16 protein-coding genes are annotated in these 20,493 nt (G+C 68.6%); 9 read left to right on the plus strand and 7 right to left on the minus strand.

Annotated elements, in window-relative coordinates; genetic code table 11:
* Positions 1-255: 255 nt before the first annotated feature.
* Complete coding sequence (locus tag QRO93_RS16315) at positions 256-1,776, minus strand: thioredoxin family protein (RefSeq protein ID WP_180880624.1); 1,521 nt, start codon at positions 1,774-1,776, stop codon at positions 256-258.
* Positions 1,777-1,905: 129 nt separating this feature from the next.
* The gene (locus QRO93_RS16320) at positions 1,906-2,355 is read right to left on the minus strand and encodes a GNAT family N-acetyltransferase (protein WP_180880622.1); all 450 of its coding nucleotides are present in this window, start codon (positions 2,353-2,355) and stop codon (positions 1,906-1,908) included.
* 66 nt (positions 2,356-2,421) lie between these two features.
* Here QRO93_RS16320 and QRO93_RS16325 point away from each other — a divergent pair, with 66 nt between their 5' ends.
* The 9 genes from QRO93_RS16325 to QRO93_RS16365 all read left to right on the plus strand — a co-directional run bounded on the left by QRO93_RS16325 (position 2,422) and on the right by QRO93_RS16365 (position 13,529).
* The gene (locus tag QRO93_RS16325; protein WP_180880620.1) at positions 2,422-3,357 is read left to right on the plus strand and encodes a TIGR03571 family LLM class oxidoreductase; all 936 of its coding nucleotides are present in this window, start codon (positions 2,422-2,424) and stop codon (positions 3,355-3,357) included.
* Positions 3,358-3,503: 146 nt separating this feature from the next.
* On the plus strand, positions 3,504-3,815 hold the full coding sequence (locus QRO93_RS16330; protein WP_180880626.1) for a DUF3817 domain-containing protein: 312 nt from the start codon (positions 3,504-3,506) through the stop codon (positions 3,813-3,815).
* A 153-nt stretch (positions 3,816-3,968) separates the two neighbouring features.
* Positions 3,969-5,165 carry an MFS transporter gene (locus QRO93_RS16335; protein ID WP_285304285.1) on the plus strand — a complete coding sequence of 399 codons (1,197 nt, stop codon included), beginning with the start codon at positions 3,969-3,971 and terminating at the stop codon, positions 5,163-5,165.
* Complete coding sequence (locus QRO93_RS16340) at positions 5,162-6,355, plus strand: isochorismate synthase MenF (RefSeq protein ID WP_053449961.1); 1,194 nt, start codon at positions 5,162-5,164, stop codon at positions 6,353-6,355. Before QRO93_RS16335 ends, QRO93_RS16340 begins: the two co-directional genes overlap by 4 nt.
* Positions 6,352-8,004 (plus strand): (2,3-dihydroxybenzoyl)adenylate synthase, encoded by a 1,653-nt coding sequence (locus QRO93_RS16345; RefSeq protein WP_180880616.1) that lies wholly within the window; start codon positions 6,352-6,354, stop codon positions 8,002-8,004. Before QRO93_RS16340 ends, QRO93_RS16345 begins: the two co-directional genes overlap by 4 nt.
* Entirely contained in the window at positions 8,004-8,636 is a 633-nt protein-coding gene (locus QRO93_RS16350; RefSeq protein ID WP_006449828.1) for an isochorismatase family protein, read from the plus strand. Before QRO93_RS16345 ends, QRO93_RS16350 begins: the two co-directional genes overlap by 1 nt.
* Positions 8,636-8,893 (plus strand): phosphopantetheine-binding protein, encoded by a 258-nt coding sequence (locus tag QRO93_RS16355; RefSeq protein WP_180880614.1) that lies wholly within the window; start codon positions 8,636-8,638, stop codon positions 8,891-8,893. The genes QRO93_RS16350 and QRO93_RS16355 overlap by 1 nt, the downstream gene beginning before the upstream one ends.
* Positions 8,890-12,780 (plus strand): non-ribosomal peptide synthetase, encoded by a 3,891-nt coding sequence (locus QRO93_RS16360; RefSeq protein WP_180880612.1) that lies wholly within the window; start codon positions 8,890-8,892, stop codon positions 12,778-12,780. Before QRO93_RS16355 ends, QRO93_RS16360 begins: the two co-directional genes overlap by 4 nt.
* Complete coding sequence (locus tag QRO93_RS16365; RefSeq protein ID WP_180880610.1) at positions 12,771-13,529, plus strand: 2,3-dihydro-2,3-dihydroxybenzoate dehydrogenase; 759 nt, start codon at positions 12,771-12,773, stop codon at positions 13,527-13,529. The genes QRO93_RS16360 and QRO93_RS16365 overlap by 10 nt, the downstream gene beginning before the upstream one ends.
* Positions 13,530-13,641: 112 nt before the next feature.
* On the opposite strand, the gene QRO93_RS16370 is transcribed toward QRO93_RS16365, so the two are convergent.
* The 5 genes from QRO93_RS16370 to QRO93_RS16390 form a co-directional block, all read right to left on the minus strand.
* Positions 13,642-15,102, minus strand: a complete 1,461-nt coding sequence (locus QRO93_RS16370; protein WP_180880608.1) for an esterase-like activity of phytase family protein — start codon at positions 15,100-15,102, stop codon at positions 13,642-13,644.
* A gap of 21 nt (positions 15,103-15,123) precedes the next feature.
* Positions 15,124-17,442 (minus strand): TonB-dependent receptor, encoded by a 2,319-nt coding sequence (locus QRO93_RS16375; protein ID WP_180880606.1) that lies wholly within the window; start codon positions 17,440-17,442, stop codon positions 15,124-15,126.
* Positions 17,443-17,777: 335 nt separating this feature from the next.
* Positions 17,778-18,155: a DUF2894 domain-containing protein gene (locus QRO93_RS16380; RefSeq protein WP_180880604.1), complete on the minus strand. Its 378-nt coding sequence runs from the start codon at positions 18,153-18,155 to the stop codon at positions 17,778-17,780.
* Positions 18,145-18,783 carry an OmpA family protein gene (locus QRO93_RS16385; protein ID WP_180880602.1) on the minus strand — a complete coding sequence of 213 codons (639 nt, stop codon included), beginning with the start codon at positions 18,781-18,783 and terminating at the stop codon, positions 18,145-18,147. Before QRO93_RS16385 ends, QRO93_RS16380 begins: the two co-directional genes overlap by 11 nt.
* Positions 18,780-20,493, minus strand: a 1,714-nt coding sequence (locus QRO93_RS16390) for a DUF802 domain-containing protein (RefSeq protein WP_285304286.1), incomplete at its 5' end; no start/stop codon positions are given. The genes QRO93_RS16385 and QRO93_RS16390, both read right to left, overlap by 4 nt.

The raw sequence follows: 20,493 nt of genomic DNA on the forward strand, positions 1-20,493 counted from the left end.
CGGGTTGCCGGCCAGCGGCCGGCACTACCAAGACCCGCTTTTCGAACCCTCACCGGCGCGCTGATGCGCTGCCCGCGCTCGCAGGAAACCGCCCGGTGGGGGGGGAGGGGCTGGCCGGGACCGATGGCGCCATGGATGGCGCCATCGAGCCCCCAAGGATGGGTTTACGGCGTGTCCCGGCGGGCCCTTTTCCCGCCACAACCGATATCAACAAAAGCGCCGGAAGGCGAACCGGCCGCCAGCGCTTTCATCAACTCAGCTCAGCCAGTCCCTGCAAGCGCTGTCGACCTGCTCGCCACACGCCTGCTGCATCCGTTGCTGCAACCGCGCCAGGGTCTCTGCGCCCTGGTGCTTGCCACTCCACGCCTTCAGCTGCCCGGCCAGGCGCTCGAAACGCTGGCGCGTGCGCTGGTGATAACCCGACGGCTGTGCGTCCAGTTCGGCGATCAGCGAGCTGGTGGCCTGCTCGATGCGCGGTGCATCGTCCGGCGCCAGCTTCAGCAACCCTTCCACGTACAGCACGCCCCATTGCACGCGGGTGGCCGGGCCCTGCGCACCGTCGTAGGCACGCTTCAGCCATTCCAGTGCACCGGCGGTGTCGCCGCGCTGCTCGGCCAGTTCGGCCAACTCGGGCATGTAGTAGTACGGCTGCTCACTGCGCTTCAGTTCGGCCAGCAACAGCGCTTCCGCTCCCGCGTCGTCACCCACCTCGCGCAGGGCATAGACCGCGCTGCTGATCGTGGCCTGGCGCGCATGGGCATCGGTGGCGGCAGCATCGGCCGCGGCGACGCGTTGCTTGACCCGCGCCACCAGCGCCGCCGGTAGCGCGCCCTTCGGTTGCTGCTGGCGGGCCAGCGACACCTCTGTCAGGGCCCGCGACAGCGCGTCGTCGGCGCGGTCGCCGCGCTCTGCGTCGGCGCGTTCCAGCGCCACCAGCAACTGCTGGCCCAGCGTATTGCGGGTGGCCGGGCCGGCACTGGCCTGCTTGACCAGCGTGGCGCCGGCATAGCCCAGCAGCTCGCGGTTGCGGCGTACCTCGGCCGGCTGGGCCAGTACCGCCTGCAGCAGCTCACGGACTTCGGTGGGCGAGGCGCTCGGTTTCTCCGCGGTGGCCAGCGCCAGCAGCGCGAAACGACGCTGCAGGGTAGCCTCCGGCGCCGCCTTGGATAGCTGCCGCAGCACGTCCTCGCTCCTGCGTTCGCCGGCCAGGCGGTTGGCATCCACTTCCCAGCCGTAGTCGCCCAGCACCTGCCAGTCCTCGGCGGCCAGCCTGTCCGGCGTCGCCAGCGCGGTGGCCAGTGTGGCAGCGACTGCGCTGCGGCGTCCGGCGGCCACGGTCAGTGCGCGGGTCAGTTCGGCCGCGTCGTTGCCACCGGCCACGCGCGTGATTTCGTTGCGCTGCGGATCGAGCACGATCAGGGTCGGGTAGCCGCGCACGCCGAAGCGCTCGCCCCACGCCTGCGCCCCTTCCTCGTCGCCATCCAGGTAGACCGGCACGAACTTGCCGGTCAGTGCGATGAAGGCCGGGTCCTTGAACAGGCCGGCCTTGAGCTGGTTGCAGGGCGGGCACCAGACCGCGCCCCAGTACAGCAGCACCGGCTTGCCGCTGTCGGCAGCCTCGGCGAACGCATCGTCGACGTCGCCCTGGCGCCAGGCGATGGCCGTGGCTGGTGCTGGGGCTTCGGCGGAGTTGGCGGTGGACACCGGGGCTGGCGTGCAGGCGCTCAGCGCCGAGGCCAGCAGCAACACGGAAAGCGCGACGCGCATCGGCAGCATCTCGAAGGGCAGGGTGACAGGCCATTGTAGGAAGGGCCGGGGAACGTGCTGATTCAGTTTGCTTATGACGGGCGTGCTGCAGGGCATGACGCCCGTCGGGCATTGCCGGTCAATGCCAGGAGGATGCCTTCAGGCCGCTGCCCGCACCATCTGCTGATACACCAACCCATTGAACTCGCCAACCTCGCCATCTAGCACGAAGCCATAGCGCAGGTAGGCAGGCACTGCATTGAGCGAAGCGCGCACGGTCAGCATCGGCCCGCGCACCTGCGGCAGCACCGCTTCGAACAAGGCATGGCCGATGCCCTGGCCCTGGCAGGCGGGATCGACGAACAGCATCGCCAGGTGCCGTCCCTCCTTCAGTTCGACCACGCCGACCACGCGTGCTTCCTGCTCGGCCACCAGGATGAGGTTGTCGCCCCGCAGGCGTGCGCCGAACGCATCGGTGGCCGCAACGCTACCGAAGGTGGCGATGCCGGTTGCGCTGAGCGTCGGCGCTACTGCCTCGTTGAACGCGGCCAGGCACACGCCACTGATCGCAGGCAGGTCATCGAAATGGGCGGGGCGGATCTTCGGCATGCAGCGTTCTTCCAGTGGTGTGTGGCGCGTCATCGTCGCCGGGTAGCTGCACGCTAAGCTGGCGGCATGAGTGAATTCAATCCCGCCTACGCTTCGTTGTTTCCGCAGCAAGGGCTGAGCCTGGGCCTGATGACGCCCGTTGCGGCGCATGGGCTGGCCGATCCACGCGAGGCGCGGCGCATCGCGCGGCTGGCCGACGATCTGGGCTTCGCCGCGCTGTGGACCCGCGATGTACCTTTGATGGTGCCACAGGGCCCGGATGCGACGGCCAGCGCATTGGACGACCCGTTCCTGTGGCTGGGCATGCTGGCTGCCGCGACCGAGCGCATCGCGGTCGGCAGTGCGGCCATCGTGCTGCCGCTGCGGCAACCGCTGCAGGTGGCGAAGTCGGCACTGAGCCTGGACCGGATCAGCGATGGACGTTTCGTGCTGGGGCTGGGATCGGGCGATCGACCGGAAGAGTTCGCCGCGTTCGGCGAGGACCTGGAGGGCAGGGCAGCGACCTTCCGTGAGCGCTGGTCGCTGCTGCGCGCGGCGCTGTCACCTGATGCCGATGAGCGGACCGCGGTGCTGCGGGCGACCGGCGGCTTCGATGTGCTGCCGGCGCCGGCCACGCGCATCCCGATGCTGGTGGTGGGCACGGCGCGGCAGAGCTTGCAGTGGATCGCGCGCGAGGCCGAAGGCTGGGCCACCTATCACCGCGAGGAGGCTGCGCAGGAAGGGCGCATCGGCTTGTGGCAACAGGCGCTCGTGCAACGCGGCGGGGCAGGCAAACCGTTCGTGCAGTCGATGCTGCTGGACCTGCAGGCAGACCCGCAGGCACCGCCCGAGCCGCTGCCGCTGGGCCTGAAGGTCGGCCGCGACGGTCTGCGCGACTATCTGCTGCGCGTGCATGCGCAGGGCGTGGCGCATGTGATGTTCAACCTGGTCGACAACGGGCGGCCGATGGACAGCGTGCTGCGCGAGATCGGAGAGCAGATCCTTCCGCACATGCCTCGGTAGGTGTCCACCTGGGTGGACGCGCTTTTGCCGCCACGTCCGTCAGGCATGGCCCGGCGCTATCCAGTGGTGCCAGGCTTGCGTGCATCTGCGTATCATTCGCATTTGATTTCCCGATGCCGGAGCCCCGCGTGACCCAACATTCCCCCATGCACCCGACCGGACGCCTGTTCGCAGTGGTCGCCTTCATCGAGGCCGTGACCTGGGCCGGCCTGCTCATCGGCATGTGGATGAAGTACGGCCCGATGGCCAACGTGGCACTGGTGAAGCTGTTTGGCCCGCTGCATGGCGTGGCGTTCCTGGTCTACGTGGCGGTCACCCTGTTCGCGGCCGTGCGCCTGCGCTGGCCGTGGTGGGCCAGTGCGCTGGCGCTGCTGGCGGCCCTCCCGCCGCTGGTCACGCTGCCTCTGGAATGGTGGTTCAAGCGGCGTGGCCTGCTGGGCCTGCGCGCAACGCGCTGAAGCCACTGTTACACGCTCATTCAAGAGAATGGGTATCAAATGCAAATACGAGCCGTTATCATTTGAGGGCGGTGTCCGCCCCTGAACGGGACGGATGCCGGGCGGGGCGCACAGGCGTACCCGGCGATCCTTCCCTGTTACGGCTGGTGTTCCATGCACGCACGTCCCGTCGTTCCCGGCTTGCCGGCACTGGTCCTGGCAGCCCTGATCGGCACCATGGCGATGATGTCCTTCGTTGCCGTGATCGGTCCGGTGGTCCGCATGCTCGGCCTGTCCGAGTGGCACGCTGGACTGTCGGTCACGGCGGCGGGCGTGTTGTGGATGCTGGCCGCGCGCCCGTGGGGCCAGCTCAGCGACCGCATTGGCCGCAAGCGCGTGCTGATGCTGGCGATGAGTGCCTACACCGTGGTCTACATCGCGCTGGCGGTGTTCATCGACGTGGCTCTGCAGGCGGTGCCGCCGGTACTGGTGTCGGTGCTGGTGCTGGTGGGTGCACGCGGCCTGATCGGGCTGTTCTATGCGGCCGTCCCGCCCACGGCCGCCGCGCTGATCGCTGACAAGGCCCCGGCCGGACAGCGCGCCAGCTTCCTCGCGCGGCTGGGCAGCGCCAACGCCTTGGGCATGGTGCTGGGTCCGGCGGCCGCGGGTTGGCTGGCCTACACGAATCTGTCGCTGGCGCTGTATGTGGCCGCCGTGCTGCCGCTGCTGGCGCTGGCATTGCTGGCCTGGCGGCTGCCGGCCACGCCGCCGGTGGCGGGAGGCGGCGCGCAGCGCCGCGCGCCGATGCGCAGGCTCGACCCGCGCCTGCGCCTGCCGCAGTTGGCGGCGTTCATCGCGATGGTGTCGGTCACCATCGCGCAGGTCACGGTCGGCTTCTTCGCGATTGATCGATTGGGTCTGGATGCTGCAGCCGGCGCGCGCATGGCCGGCATCGCGCTCACTGCGGTCGGTGTCGGTCTGATCCTGGCGCAGGCGTGGGTGATGAAGCTGGACGTGCACCCGCGGCGCTGGATCATCCTCGGTGCACTGATCTCCGGTATTGGTTTCGCCTCCGTGGCGGGCGTACAGCACGCCTGGCAGTTGCCGGCGGCCTACGCGCTGGCCGCTTTCGGCATGGGCTTCGTGTTCCCCTCGTTCCAGGCGCTGGCCGCCGATGCCGTGGAGGCGCACGAGCAGGGTGCCGCCGCTGGCACTGTGGCGGCCGCGCAGGGCCTGGGCATGGTGGCCGGGCCGATGCTCGGCACGCTGTTGTATCGCGGCGGGCCGAGCCTGCCTTACCTGCTGGTCGGCGCGCTGCTGCTGTTGCTGTGCGCGCTGGCCGCGGCGCACCGGATGAAGGAGACCCCATGAACGATTCCCTGATGCAGGGCGCGTGGCCCGAGGCTGCACCGGCGCTGTTGGAGAACAGCGACGACGCGTCGCTGTTCCTGCTGCAGCATGCTGGCCAGCACGTGCACGCACGTGGGTGCCGGGCGACGCTGCCGAATGGCGCGCTGGCCAGCTTGGCCGGGCGTGTTGCCGAATTCTTCGCGCAGCAGCGCGGCGGGCCGGGGCTGCTGGTCGGGGCGGTGCCGTTCGAGCCGCGTGCCGACGATGCGCTGTACCAGCCCGAGCGCCTGCTGCCGGCGTTGCCGCTGCAGCCACAGGCGGCCCCCGCGCTGCAGGGCCCATTGCAGGCCGAGCCCGCAGCGCAGGACTATGCAGCCGCCGTTGCCGCGGCAGTGCAGGCGCTGCGCGCACCCGAACAGGACCTGCACAAGGTGGTGCTGGCGCGCAGCCTGTTGGCGCGTACCCGCAACGCGCTGTCACCGGAGGTGCTGCTGGCGCGCCTGGGCGCCGATCCTTCGGTGGCCACCTACGCGGTTCCGCTTCCGGTCGAACTGGGGCAGGCGCCCGCCTGGCTGGTCGGCGCAACGCCCGAGTTGCTGCTGCGCAAGCGTGGCGCGCAGCTGTTGTCGCATCCATTGGCCGGATCTGCACGCCGCAGTGCCGATCCTGCCGAAGACGAGCGCGCCGCGCAGGCATTGCTGGCCTCGACCAAGGATCATGACGAACACCGTCATGTGGTGGACGCGATCGTCGACGGCCTGGCGCCGTACTGCAGCCACATCGATGCGCAGCCGCGCCCGGCGCTGCATGCCACTGCCAGCATGTGGCACCTTGGCACGCGCATCCATGCCACCCTGAAGGACCCGCAGACCCCTGCAGCCGAGCTGCTCGCGCAATTGCATCCGACACCGGCAGTCTGTGGCACGCCGCGCCTGGCGGCGCTGCAGCGCATCCGCGAGCTAGAGCCGGTGCCGCGCGGTTTCTATGCGGGCGCGGTCGGCTGGCTGGACGCACAGGGCGACGGCGACTGGTACGTGGCGATCCGCTGCGCGCGACTGCAGGGCACGCAGCTGCGCCTGTACGCAGGTGCCGGCATCGTCGCCGAGTCGCAGCCCGAGGCCGAAGTGGCCGAGACCGCAGCGAAGTTTGCTGCCCTGTTGAATGCGCTGGGCGTCCACGACGCCGCGCCCGCGATCGAGCCTGCGGCATGAACATTTCCGACACTTCTTTCCGCATTCCACTGCGCCAGGTATGGCCGGACGATCTGGTGGCGCGCTACCGCGAGGCCGGTCACTGGCGTGGCGAAACCTTCCCGGCCTTCCTGCGCGAGCGCGCCGAATGCTATGCCGATGACATTGCCGTGGTCGCTGGCGACGTGCGCCTGAGCTATGCGCAGCTGTGGCACGAAGCCGGCCGTATCGGTGCCGGGCTGCTGGCACGGGGCCTGCAGCCGGGCGAGCGGGTGCTGGTGCAGCTGGGCAATACCGCCGGTTTCATCACCACGGTCTGTGGCCTGTTCCGCGCTGGTCTGGTGCCGGTGTATGCGTTGCCCGCGCATCGCATCACCGAGCTGGTGCACTTCGCCAACAAGGCCGAAGCCAGTGCCTACATCACCACCGATCTGCACGACGGCTTCGATCATCGCGGGCTGGCGCGGGCATTGCAGGCCGACGTGCCGGCGATACGCACGGTGGTGATCGACGGCGATGCGCAGGAATTCATCGCGTTGGACGGGCTGCAGGGCGACCGCGCCCAGCTGCCGGCCGACCCGGACCCGCAGTCGGTGGCGTTCCTGCAGATCTCCGGTGGCAGCACCGGCCTGTCCAAGCTGATTCCGCGTACGCACGACGACTACATCTATTCGTTCCGTGCCAGCAACGCGATCTGCGGCATCGACCGCGACAGCGTGTACCTGGTCGCGCTGCCGGCCGCACACAACTTCCCGATGAGCTCGCCGGGGTTCTTCGGCGCGCTGTACGCCGGTGCCCGCGTGGTGCTCAGCCCCGGCCCCGGCCCGGACGCGGCGTTCCCGCTGATCGCCCGCGAACACGTGACCTGCTGTGGCCTGGTGCCGCCACTGGCGTTGCTGTGGGCGCAGGCGGCGGCGACCACCGCGCATGACCTGTCCAGCCTGCAGGTGCTGCAGGTAGGAGGCGCCAAGCTGGTGCCCGAGGCCGCGCGGCGGGTGATCGACGGCCTGGGCTGCACATTGCAGCAGGTGTTCGGCATGGCCGAAGGCCTGGTCAATTACACCCGGTTGGATGATCCGGAAGACCTGATCGTCGCCTGCCAGGGGCGGCCGATCAGTGCGGACGATGAAGTGCGCGTGGTCGACGACCACGACCAGCCGGTGGCCGAGGGCGAGGTCGGGCACCTGCTGACCCGCGGCCCGTACACCATTCGCGGCTACCACAACGATGCGGTGGCCAATGCACGCTCGTTCACCGACGACGGCTTCTACCGCACCGGTGACCGCGTGCAGCAGCTTCCGGGCGGCTACCTGGTGGTGCAGGGGCGCGCGGGTGACCACATCAACCGGGCCGGTGAGAAAATCTCCGCCGAAGAGATCGAAGATCATCTGCTGGCTCACCCGGGCGTGTTCGACGCCGCCGTGGTCTCCATTCCCGACGACTATCTCGGTGAGCGCAGCTGCGCGTTCGTGATCCAGCAGGGTGAGCCGATCAAGGCGCCGGCACTGAAAGCCTGGATGCGTACGCGCGGCCTGGCCGCGTTCAAGGTGCCGGACCAGGTTGTGTTCGTCGACAGTTTCGATACCACCGCGGTCGGCAAGATCAGCCGCCGCGAACTGCGTGCGCAGCTGCGTGCGCGTCATTTGCAACAGACAGGAGGAACGCGCTGATGGCGCTGCCCCGCATTACCCACTATCCCTTGCCGACCGCTGCCGAACTGCCGCAGGCGCGCGGCCCGTGGCGCCCGCAGCGCGATCGCATCGCACTGCTGGTGCACGACATGCAGCGCTACTTCCTCGCCGCGTTCGATGCCGGCAACGCGCCGCTGCGACCGGCCGTGGACAACATCGCGCGGCTGCTGGCGCATTGCCGTGCCCACGGCATTCCGGTGTTCTACACCGCCCAGCACGGTGACCAGGACCGTCGTGATCGCGGCCTGCAGGCCGACCTGTGGGGGCCGGGCATGCGCCGCAGTGCCGACCATGAGCCGATCATCGAAGCCGTCGCACCGCAGCCGGGCGAGCATGTGCTGGTGAAGCATCGCTACAGCGCTTTCCAGCGCAGCAACCTGGAAACGCTGATGCGGGTGCGCGGACGCGACCAGCTGCTGGTGACCGGTGTGTATGCGCATATCGGTTGCACGGCGACGGTGGTGGAAGCGTTCCAGCGCGACATCGAAGCCTTCATCGCCGCCGATGCCGTGGCGGATTTCTCGCGCGCCGACCACGATCAAGCGCTGCACTGGATCGCGCGCACCAGCGGTGTGCCGATGACGACCGACCAGCTGCTGGAGGCACTGTAATGATCGCTATGGGTGAGGTGCTGGACCTGGAGCGCATGCGTGCCGATGTGGCGCGGGTACTGGACTGTGCACCGGCCGAGATCGGTGACGACGACAACCTGATCGACCTGGACCTGGATTCGATGCGCATGCTCGGACTGGTGCTGGCCTGGGGCAACACCGGGTTGCCGCTGGAGTTCTCGCAGCTGGCCGAACACACCACGCTGCGCCAGTGGTGGGGTGTGGTGCAGACGCTGCAGGCTGCGCAGCGCGCATGAGCGCGGCTGCGATGGCAACGCCGCTGGCATTGACCGAGGCGCAGGCCGGGCTGTGGTTCGCACAGCGGCTGGCACCGGACAATCCGTCGTTCAATACCGCCCATGCGGTGTGGATCGACGGCCTGCTGGATGTGCCTGCGTTCGTGGCGGCGGCCAACCAGGCGGCGGTTGAATCCGAGGCCTTCGCGCTGCGCTTTGCCGAAGGCACCGATGGGCAGCCATTGCAATGGCACGACCCGGCGCACGTGCCGCTGCTGTCGGTGCGTGATCTGTCGGGCGAGGCCGACCCGGTGTCGGAGGCGCATGCGCTGATGCAGGCCGACCGGCTCAGCGCGGTCGATCCGACCCGCGACCGGATCAGTCAGCAGGTGTTGTTCGATCTGGGCGGGCAGCGCTGGGCCTGGTACCTGCGTGTGCATCACCTGGCCGCCGATGGCTATGGGATGGCGCTGTTCAGCGACCGTGTCTGCGCGCTGTACTCCGGCCGCGCGGGTGAGCCCTTGCCGGGATTGGCTGGGGTGCTGGCGGACGACGCGGCCTATCGCGCGGACGCACGTCGCGGGCTGGCCGGCCAGTGGTGGCGCGAGCAGCTGCAGGGGGCGCCTGCGGGCGTGGGCCTGGCGGGTACCGAGCCGGCCAGCGATGATGCGCTGCGCTGGGTGCAGCCGCTCGATGCCGCGTTCCGCGAGCAGCTGCTGCAGGCTTCGGCGCGCTGGCTGCAACCCTGGCCGGATGTGCTGGCCGCGCTGTCGGCCGAGTACCTGCGGCGGATGAGCGCGGCCGACGAAGTGGTGGTGGGCGTGCCCTTCATGGGGCGGCTCGGCAACGCATCGGCGCGCGTGCCGGCGATGGTGATGAACGTGCTGCCGCTGCGTGTCGCGGCGGGCGAGGGCAGTGTCGAGGCGTTTAGCCGGGCACTGGGCCGGCAACTCAGCCAGGGCCGAAAGCACGGCCGCTATCGTGGCGAGCAGTTGCGCCGTGACCTGGGCCTGGTGGGCGCGCAGCAACGGCTGCATGGGCCGTTGGTGAATGTGCAGCCGTTCTACGCACCGCTGGTGTTGCCCGGTGTGCAGGCGACGCTGGAGGTGCTGTGCACCGGGCCGGTCGACGATCTGACGCTGGGCTTCCGTGGCGATGGCCAGCGTGTTCTGGATCTGGAGATTGAAGCCAATCCCGCGCTGTACCGCCGCGAGGACGTGCAGTCGCATGCCGCGCGCCTGCTGCATTTCGTGTCGGCGGCGCTGGACGCTGACGACATTGCGACGGTGCCGCTGGCCACGGCCGACGAAGCCCAGCAGGTGGTGCACGGCTTCAATGCCACTGCACATGGGCTGCCGCAGACCACGCTGGTTGAGCTGCTGCAGCAGGGCATGGACCGCGATCCGCAGGCGACCGCATTGGTGTTCGGCGATTCCGAGCTGGACCACGCCACGCTGGAGGCGCGCAGCTTTGCGCTGGCCGCCCAGCTGCGCGCGATGGGCGTCGGCCCGGGCAGCGTGGTGGTGGTGGCGTTGCCACGCTCGCTGGAACTGGTGATTGCGCTGGTGGCCGTGCTGCGTGCGGGAGCCGCGTACCTGCCGCTGGACCTGGCCCATCCTGACGAACGCCTGGCGCGCATCCTGGCCTCGGCGCAGCCGGCGTGCGTGCTGGCGGCGGCGGATGTGTCGGCGCGGATGTCCAGGGTGCCGGTGCTCGCACCGGAACAATGGACCGCACTGAGCTTCGCCGCGCCGTGGGCCGATCCGGCACCGGACGATGCGGCCTACGTGATCTACACCTCCGGTTCGACCGGCGAACCCAAGGGCGTGGTCATCGAGCACCGCGCCATCGTCAACCGCCTGCTGTGGATGCGCGAGCACTACGGCATCCGTGCAGACGACCGCGTGCTGCAGAAGACGCCGGCGACCTTCGATGTTTCGGTCTGGGAATTCTTCCTGCCGCTGCTGTGTGGGGCCACGCTGGTGATTGCCGGGCCGGACGCGCATCGTGATCCGACCGAGCTGGCACGGCTGATCCGCGCGCATGACATCACCACGGCGCACTTCGTACCGTCGATGCTCGATGCCTTCCTGGCCGCACCGGCCTCCGAAGGCCTGCAGCTGCGTCGCGTGTTCACCAGCGGTGAGGCGCTGGACGCCGCACTGCGCGACCGCTTCCATGCGCGCGTGCGCGCCGAACTGCACAACCTGTATGGCCCGACCGAAGCGGCCGTGGACGTGAGCTACTGGCCTGCGTCGGCGCAGGACCGTTCACGGCCGGTGCCGATCGGTTTCCCGGTCTGGAATACCCGCCTGTACGTGCTGGATGCGCGGATGCAGCCGCTGCCGGTTGGCGTGCCCGGTGATCTCTACCTCGGTGGCGTGCAGCTGGCACGTGGCTACCTTGGCCGCGATGACCTGACCACCGAGCGCTTCCTTGCCGATCCATTCCTACATGGCGAACGCATCTATCGCACCGGCGATGTGGCGCGCTGGCGCGACGATGGTGCGGTCGAGTACCTCGGCCGCAGCGACCACCAGGTGAAGTTGCGCGGCCTGCGCATCGAGCTGGGCGAGATCGAGGCGGCGCTGCGCGAGCTGGCGGGCTTGGAGCGCGTGGAAGTGCTGCTGCGCCAGGACGCGCCCGGCGATGCCCGGCTGGTGGCCTACGTGCCATCCGCGCTGGCCGATGCCAGCGCACTGCGCAGCCATCTGGCCACGCGCGTGCCGGATTACATGGTGCCGTCGGCATTTGTTGGCGTCGATCACTGGCCGGTGACCGCCAACGGCAAGCTGGACCGCAATGCGTTGCCGAAGCCGCCGCAGCAGGACGTGGGCGGACTGGCGCCGCGCACGCCACTGGAGCAGGAACTGGCCGGCTTGTTCGCGCAGGCGTTGGGCCGCGAAGCACCGGTGGCAGTGGATGCGGACTTCTTCAGCCTCGGCGGCGACTCGCTGTCGGCGGTGCACCTGCTGCTGGCCATCGAACAGCGCTGGCGCTGCGATCTCGGCCTGGGTGCCCTGTTCGCCCAGCCAACCGTGGCCGCGTTGGCGACGCGCATCGCTGAACCACCGGCACTGGCCGACCACGCGTTGGGGCCGGTCATTGCCTTGGCCGCCACCGATGCCACCGGGCCTGGACCGCTGTTCGTGCTGCACCCGGCCGGTGGCATTGCATGGAACTATCGGGCCCTGGCCAGGGCGCTGCAGCCGGCACGTGCGGTGTACGGCCTTCAGTCTCCCGCGCTGGATGCACGCGAACCGATGCCGTCCAGCATCGAAGCGATGGCCAACGACTACGTGCGCCGCATCGTGGCGTTGCAGCCGCAGGGTCCGGTGCACCTGCTGGGCTGGTCGGTGGGCGGCATCCTCGCCCAGGCGATGGCGGTGCGCCTGCATGAGATCGGCCGTGAGGTGGGTGAGCTGGTACTGCTGGATGCCTACCCCAGCGAGTGCTGGCGCACCGAACCGGAGCCCGACCCGATTGCCGCGCTGCGCGCACTGCTGGCGATCGCCGGCCATGACCCGGAGGCGCATCCGGAGCTGGACAACCGCGAACGCATCCTTGCATTCCTGCGGCGAGGCGGCAGCGCGCTGGGCAGTCTGCCGGACGTGGTGCTGGACGGCGTGGTGCGTGCGGTGACCGGCACCAATCGACTGATCCGCGAACACATCCACCGGCCGTTCGACGGCACCCTGGTACATGTGCGCGCCGGTCGTGATCACCAGGCACGCCCACAGCTGCGGGCGGCGCTGTGGCGGGCGCACGCACGCAAGGTGCAGGCGCTGGAGCTGCCGTTCCTGCACGCCGAACTGACTGGGCGTGACTCGGTGGCACAGTTGGCACCGTGGCTGTCGGCGCGGCTGCGCCACTGGGACGAGCAACAGGAGATCGCAACATGCAGTTGACCGGCTTTGAAGGCCGCGTGGCCCTGGTGACCGGCGCGGCCGGTGGCATCGGTGAAGCGCTGGTGCGGTTGCTGGCAGCGGCTGGCTGCACGGTGGTGGCCACCGATCGCGAGGTACCCGCAGTCGCGGGTGCAGGTGTGCAGACGTTTTCGCTCGATGTGACCGACAGCGTGGCGGTGGACGCACTCGTGGATCGGGTGGAAGCCAGCCTCGGGCCGATCGGCCTGGCCGCAAGCGTGGCCGGGGTGCTGCACGTGGGCGAAGTCGCCGGGACCACCGATGCCGACTGGCGCCGGGTATTCTCGGTGAACGCCGATGGCGTGTTCCATGTCGGGCGTGCACTGGCGCGGGTGATGTCGCCGCGCCGGCAGGGCGCGATTGTCACTGTCAGTTCGAATGCGGCCGGGGTGCCAAGGCACGGCATGGCTGCCTATGCGGCATCCAAGGCTGCCGCCACGATGTTCACCCGTTGCCTTGGGCTGGAGCTGGCGCCGCTCGGCATCCGCTGCAACATCGTCGCCCCGGGTTCAACACTGACCCCGATGCAGACCGGCATGTGGCAGGACGAGCGCGGTGCGGAGCGGGTGATCGCCGGCAGCCTGGAGACCTACAAGGCTGGCATTCCGCTGCGCAAGCTGGCCACGCCTGAAGACATCGCCCATGCAGTGATGTTCCTGCTGTCCGAACAGGCCGGCCACGTGGCGATGAGCGACCTGTACGTGGACGGCGGCGCCACCCTGCGCGGGTGAGTTTTGTAGAGTCGAGCCATGCTCGACTGTGTTGCGGCATGAGTCGAGCATGGCTCGACTCTACAGGGCGTATCGCGCCGATCCGACAACGCCAGCCATGCCAAGCGGTGTCTCAAGGCAGCGTCAGGCGGTACACCAGCACGCGGTTGTCGTTGTCGTAGGGGCTGTCACAGGCATCGCCCTGCATGCGGCAGTGGCGGGCGATGAAGTCGTTGTCGTTGCCGATCAACAGCAGCACGTCGTTCGGGTGTCGCGGGTCCAGGGCCGGCACTACGTCCATGGCTTCCCACTTCTCCGACAGCAGGCCAGCATGCGGGCCGCGCTTGGTGTCCAGGTCCAGCCCGGCACGCGCAAGCTGCGGGCGGTCGAGCAGGTTCAGCAGCTCGTCGCTACGCGCGGGCACGATGCCCGCCTTCAACGTGGTGTCCACCGCGTCGGCCAGTACCGGGGTCGTGCCGGTTTCGTAGGTGCTGCCGGCCAGGTTGCTGGCAGCAGACACATCCACCAGCAGCACAGACTTGTAGACGATGGGGTCGTCACCGTCCTTGCCGAGGCCGTTGCCATCACGGGCCAGCAGCAGGAAGCGGTTGGCATCCAGTGCGCGCAGTTCGCTCTGCGCGGCGGTACGGTCCAGCTTGCCCTTGCCGTCGTGCGCGTACGCGGGCAAAGCCATCACGTAATGGCCGATCGGCTGCTGTGGCGTCGGTGAGGTCGTCACGTCATAAACCAGCACGCGGGTATTGATGCGTCCGGCCGCATTGCCCTGCGCGCTGTCCTGCAGCGTCGCGCTCTGAAGCGCCACGAACAGGCGGCCGCCATCGGGTGACAGGCCCATGCCTTCCACGCCCTGGTTGTTGCGCCGACCGGTCTGCGGCGGCACCAATGAACCGAAGGCCGGCTTGCCCTCGCGCTGCGGGCGGATCGCGGGCGGCGCCACGATCACGCCCTGCAGCTGGCCCTGCGCATCGAAATAGTAGACATTGGCGGTGTACTCGTCGCCGATGTAGAAATGACCGTCGGCGCTGAACTGCAGCGATTCCGCATCCAGCGAGACCTTGCCCGCACCGGCGCCGCTGGCGGGCGAGGGCAGCACCACGTCGCGCTGGATGATGGTGTGGTCGCCCGGGTCGGCACCGGTGAAGGGTTGCCCGTTGAAGTCCTTCAGCACCACGCCCTTGTCGGGCACCATGCTCAGCGTGCCCAGCGCACCGGGCTTGCCCGGGGTGGTGTCGATGCGCAGCTGCATGCGCTCCACGCGGCCGGCGTAGTCGTAGAACAGGCCGGCCTCGGGATCGTTGCGGCCACGGTCGGGCAGGGTCCACAGCACGCCCTGGTAGCCGTTGGCGGTGCGCTTCCAGGTGCCGGGCTGTACCGCCAGCGACGAGAACGAGCCCAGCGTGTCGCCGAGGAAGTCCACCGTGCCCGCCGGCAGCCGCCCGGCGGCGACTAGGCCTCTATCCACGTAGGTGCGGCCGCCCAGTTCAAGGGTGCGTGGCGGCGCACCAGTGGCCTCATGTGGGGCGGAGTATCCGCTGGCGGAGAGGGTGGCCAGCAGCAGGGCGGTCGCGAGCATCGGTGGACTCCGGGCGGTCGATCAGAAGCGAAGGTCGATCGTACCGAACACCTGGCGCGGTGCCGAGGCATGGAACACGTACAGCTTGCCGGCCGGGTCGCTGGGCGCGAACACGCTCGAATCCAGGTTGCTGGCGTAGCGCTTGTTGGTCAGGTTGGTCACGTTGAACGCCAGGCGCACGCCCTTGGCGAAACCGACCTGGCCGAAGTCATAGCCACCGGCCAGATCGAACACGGTGAAGCCGCCGAAGCCCTGGTCGTTGGTGTAGGTGTAGAAGCGCTCGCCGGTGTACTTGCCGCGCAGGCTGGCGAACCAGCCGTTGTCACGCCAGGTGATTTCGGTGGCCAGCAGCTGTTTCGGCGTGTCGGTCTGGATCTTGCCCTTGATCTGCTGCTCGACGCCGGCCTGCACGTAGTTGGAGGCATAGGTCGAGCGGTTCAGCGAGGCCGAGGTGTACCAGCTGAAGTGCTCGTTCGGGGTCCACAGCACGGTCAGCTCGGCACCACGGCTGTCGACGCCGCCGACGTTGTAGAAGCGATTGCCGCAGGTCGGGCCGACCGGCTGCCGCGAGTCACAGGGGTTGTACTGCAGCAGGCGGTTGTCGAAGCGCACGCTGTAGGCCGCGACCGAGGCCTGCAGGGTATCGGTGACGAAGCGGTAGCCGGCTTCCAGAGAGCGAGATTCCTCCGGCTTCAGGTTGCCCTGCGCATTCCAGGTCGCTTGGCTGACCGCTTGCGGACCGAGCTTGAAGCCGCCCTGGAACATGGCGATGTTCTCGGCATAGCTGGCGAAGACTTCATGGTGTTCGGCCAGGCGGAAGTTGGCGCCGATGCTGGGCAGGAAATTCTTGCTGGCCTTGAGCGAACCGGTGGCGAACTGGTTGTTCGAGCTCGGCGAGATCGGCGTCTTTGCGTCGCCCGGCAGCGCCTGCGCATCGGAGGTCGCGTGTGGGCTCTTGGCGCCGAACTCCAGGGTCAGGCGGTCATCGAGCAGGCGCCAGGTGTCCTTCAGGAAGAACTGATGGGTCTTCCAGCGGGTACGCTGGGCGAACACGCCGACATCGGAGGGCAGGGTGTTCATGCCGCTCAGGTCACGCGGGCCGTCCACGGCGGTCTGGTAGCGCTCGGCGCTGCTGGTGTTGCGCTCGTACCAGACGCCGCCTTCGATGCGGTGCGCGCCCAGCTCCCAGTCGAAGGACAGCGTGCCGCCGTCGCGGTCGATGGTGTAGATGGTATTGCGGAAGATGATCGGAATCTCCTGCGCGGTGCCCTTGTTCGACCACGCACCGCTGTTCCAGTTGTGGCCTTCGCCGCGGTCATCATGGTGGTAGGCCAGCGCGCGTAGGCTGAAGCCATCGGCCAGGAAGAAGTCGCCGGCCAGATAGTACAGGTTGTCGTCACGCAGGATCTGCCCGGCGGTGAAGGCACCGTCGGCGTCCTTGTCCGGGCCGCTGCTGTCGCACTTCTTCGCGTTGAAGCTGGCGGTGTTGCAGTAGGCCTTGGCCACCGCCTTGTTCCAGTCCGGTGCGTAGCCGCCCCAGTCCCAGCCGAGACCGCGCGACATCTCGTCCTTGGACAGGTAGAAGTAGTCGGCCTGGGTGGTGCGCGAGGTATCGACGAAACCGGTGATCTGGCTGCGGCCGAAGTTCCACACGCCCTTGGCATTGAACTGCTTGGTGGTGGATTTGTTGTAGGCGGTCTGGTCGTTCCACAGATCGGAGACGGCATTCATCCCGGAGACGTAGCCGGAGAAACCGTTGTACTCGCCGCTGTCCACGCGCACGAAGGTGCGGCGGTTGGCATCGCTGCCGAAGGTCTGCACCACGCGTCCGCCGAGTTCCTGGGCCGGGCGGTCGGAGGTATAGGAAATCGTGCCGCCGAGGTTGCTGGTGGACGGCGTACCGAGGCTGCCGATACCCACCGCCAGTTCCGCACCGGCCATGTTCTCGCTGATCAGCGCACGGTTGATGGTCAGGCCGTTGTAGTTGTTGTACGCGCCATCGCCCAGCGGCACGCCGTCGAGCGTGTAACCGAGACGGGTGGAGTTGAAGCCGCGCAGGCTCAGCGTCATCGACTGCTCGTTGGTGCCCAGCGCATCGGCCGACTGCGCGTTGACGCCCGGCAGCAGGTTCAGGGTCTTCTGCAGGCTGGTGCCCGGCGGCAGGATGTCGAGGTTCTCGCGGGTGATGCGCTGCACCTGGCGGGCTTCACCGCTGCCGATCACAGAGACCGCATCGAGGGTGGTGGCGGAGGGCGTGCTGGAGGTCGGGGCAGCATCCTGCGCCCAGGCCGCGGGAGCGAGCGCGATCGACAGCGCAGCGGCCAACAAAGTCTTCGTCATGTTGCGGACACTCAGGCAGGCACGAGCCACCGCGTCGGTGCGGAGCTCATGGAGTTGAAAAGGGGAGACAACCGATGCGACCGGCGGGCGCTGCAGGCGCCGTGGGTCAACGTGAAAATGGTGCGCTAGACAGATGACTGTCTGGTGACATCGCTACACGCGTGGCATGCCGACGCATGCATGGGTAGATGCCAACCTTGGTTGGCATGCGCTGCATCAAATAGACGCTGCGCTACCCGGTTGGTGGAGCGCCAACCAAGGTTGGCGCCTACCAGGAGCGCGGATCAGGATTGTCGTATCCGGCGGTGCCGAACGGGGTCGGCGTCAATGCGCGATCAACCCACGTTGCGCGGCTTGCGCGTGCGCTTCGGCTTCGCGGTATCTGCACCGCTGGTAGAACCGTCCTGCAGTGCCTGCAGCCACGACAGGGTGTCCACGTAGTCGATGAAGTGGCGCAGGTAACCGGGGCTGGTCGCCTGCATCGTGTCCAGCATGCGCTGCACCAGCACCGCCGAGTTCAGAGGGCCGCCGTCGGCCGGGGCCTCGGTGCGCAGCGAACGACGCACCTGCAGTTCGCTGCGCAGTTCCGACCACTCGCGCTGCACCTGCTGCAGCATCGGCACCTGCGGGTAATGCGGCAGCGAGCGCGATCCCGCATCGAGGTCGCGCACCAGCGCACGGAGGCTGTCTTGTGCGGGTGGCTTACTTGGCATCCGGGGCCTTGGGCTTGGGAATCGGCGCGATTTCCACGCGACGATTGCGCGCGCGTCCATCTTCGCTCGCGTTGGAACTTACCGGCTGCTCACTGCCGAACGCGGCGGCAAACACCGCATCGGCGGGCACGCCGTCGGCGATCAGGGTGCGGGTCACGGTCAGCGAACGTTGCGCGGACAGCTCCCAGTTGTCGGCGAAACGACGGTTGCCTTCACGCACCGGCGCGTCATCGGTGAAGCCACTGACCATCAGGATTTCTTCGCGGCTGCCCAGATAGGCGGCCAGCGGCGTAGCGAGGCTGCGCAGCAGCTCCTGGCCTTCCGGCTGCAGCTGGTCGGAGTTCAGTGCGAACAGCACGCTGCCACTGATGCCGATGCGGCCATCGACCAGGGTTACACGGCCGGCCGCCAACGGGCCGGCCAGCGCCTGTTCCAGCGTCTGCAGGCGCTTGGCCTCAGCCTGGCGCTGCTTCACTTCCTGGTCCAGCCGCTGCGACAGCTCCAGCTGCACCGCCACCACGCCGACCAGGATAAGCACGAACGCGCCCAGCAGCACCGACATCAGGTCGCCGAAGGCGGCCCAGATCGGTGCGTGCGAGCCGCCATCGACCTCCAGTTCGTCACTCATGCGCTGCCGGCCTTGCTGCGGCGCGCGGCCAGCTGCTGCAGTTCTTCCATCACCTGCTTCTGCGACAGCAGGCTGAGATCAACCACCTCGCGTGCCTGCGCCACGTAGTAGGCCAGCTGCTCGTCGCTGCGGGCCAGCGAGGCATCCAGCGCGCCGCCAATCTGCTCCAAGCGGCCGGACAGTTCGGTGGAAGCGCTGCCGAACTGTGCGACCGCTTCGCCGAACGTGCCGGCCAACTGGCCAACGTCACTGGCGCTGCCGCTGAGGGCTGCTGCAATGCCATCCAGCTTGCCGGTCTCCGCGGCGATATGGTCGGTGAAGCGGTTGCCGACGCGTTCCAGCAGCTCGGCCGAGCCGCCCACCAGTGCGTCCACCGCGGTGCGCTGTTCGTGCGAGGCGTGGTTGATCGCATCCAGCAGGGTCTGCACGGTGGCCAGCAGGCGGCCGCGCTCTTCCAGCATCGCGTTGTCGCGCACCAGGCTCTCGGAGAGCGTGCTGCGCAACTCGTTGATGACGTCGGCGGCGGCCTTCGGCGCGGCGGCGGCGGTCTGCAGCAGGGTGGAGACTTCCGCCAGCGTGGCGCTGGCCTGGGCGCGGCCGTTCTCGCCGATCTGCTGCGCCGTCTCGGCCAACGTGTCGCAGACCTGCTGCTGCTGCGCGGCCAGTCGTTCGCCGTTGGCCTGCAGGCGCTGGGCCAGGTCCGTGGAGACGTGCTGCAGGGCATCGCTCCAGCGCTGCAGGCGCTGTTCGTCACCGGCCTGCAATTGCGCCTGCAGGGTGGCGTGCGCCTGCTGCAGTTCGGCACTGATCGCGTCCCAACGCGCCTGGCGCTGCTGCTCGCGGCTGTCCAGGCTGGCCTGCAGTTCGGCGTGCGCGGTGGCGGCGGTCGCCTGCGCGGCCTGCCAATCCTGCGAACGCTGGTTTTCATGCTCCTGCAGCAAGGACTGGCTGGCAGCATGGCGCTGGTCCAGTGCCTGCAGCAGTGCCTCGGCGCGCGCGTCCAGATGCTCGCTGGCGGCCAGCAGTGCCTGCTGCTGGCGTTCGACCAGCGCGGTATTCATTGCCTGCTGCTGTTCGGCGGCGACGCGCCAGGCGTCGGCATTGCTGCTGGTATCGGCCTGCAGGCGCTCGCCGATGCGTGTCACCAGCGCTTCGGCGTGCGTGCCCTGGCCATCGCTGAACGCCTGCAGGTGCTGGCGAAGATCGCTCACCAGCGCCTGTTGTGCCTGGGTCTGCTCGCTCACCACCTTGGCCCAGCTGGCTTCGGTGGCAACGCGGCTGCGCTCGAAACCGTCGCTGAGACCGGCCAGCTGCTGCTGCACCGCCTGCTCGACACGGGCATGCAGGGCCTGGCCATGCTGGGCCAGCCCGGCCAGGGTGGTCTCGGCCATCGGCTGCAGTGCGCCACCGATGGCGGCCGCGCTGGCTTCTGCACCTTCGCGCAGCGACTGTTGCAGCGACACGGCCAGGCGCTCCTGCAGGGCCTGGCTCTGGGTAAGGAACTCGGCCTGGCCGGCCAGCAGGCGTTCATTGGCGGCGGTGCTGTGCTGTTCAAAGGTCTGGGTCATCGCCTGCAGGCGGTCGACCAGTGCCGGCAACGCAGCGGACTGCGCCTGCAGCAGGCGCAGCGATTCGGCGCGCTGCCAGGCTTGCGAGTACGGGTGCAGGTCGCCGGCAATCGCACGGTCCAGCTGCTGCACGGCCTGCAGG

This window comes from Stenotrophomonas maltophilia group sp. Smal17, assembly GCF_030237045.1.
Taxonomy (GTDB): domain Bacteria; phylum Pseudomonadota; class Gammaproteobacteria; order Xanthomonadales; family Xanthomonadaceae; genus Stenotrophomonas; species Stenotrophomonas forensis.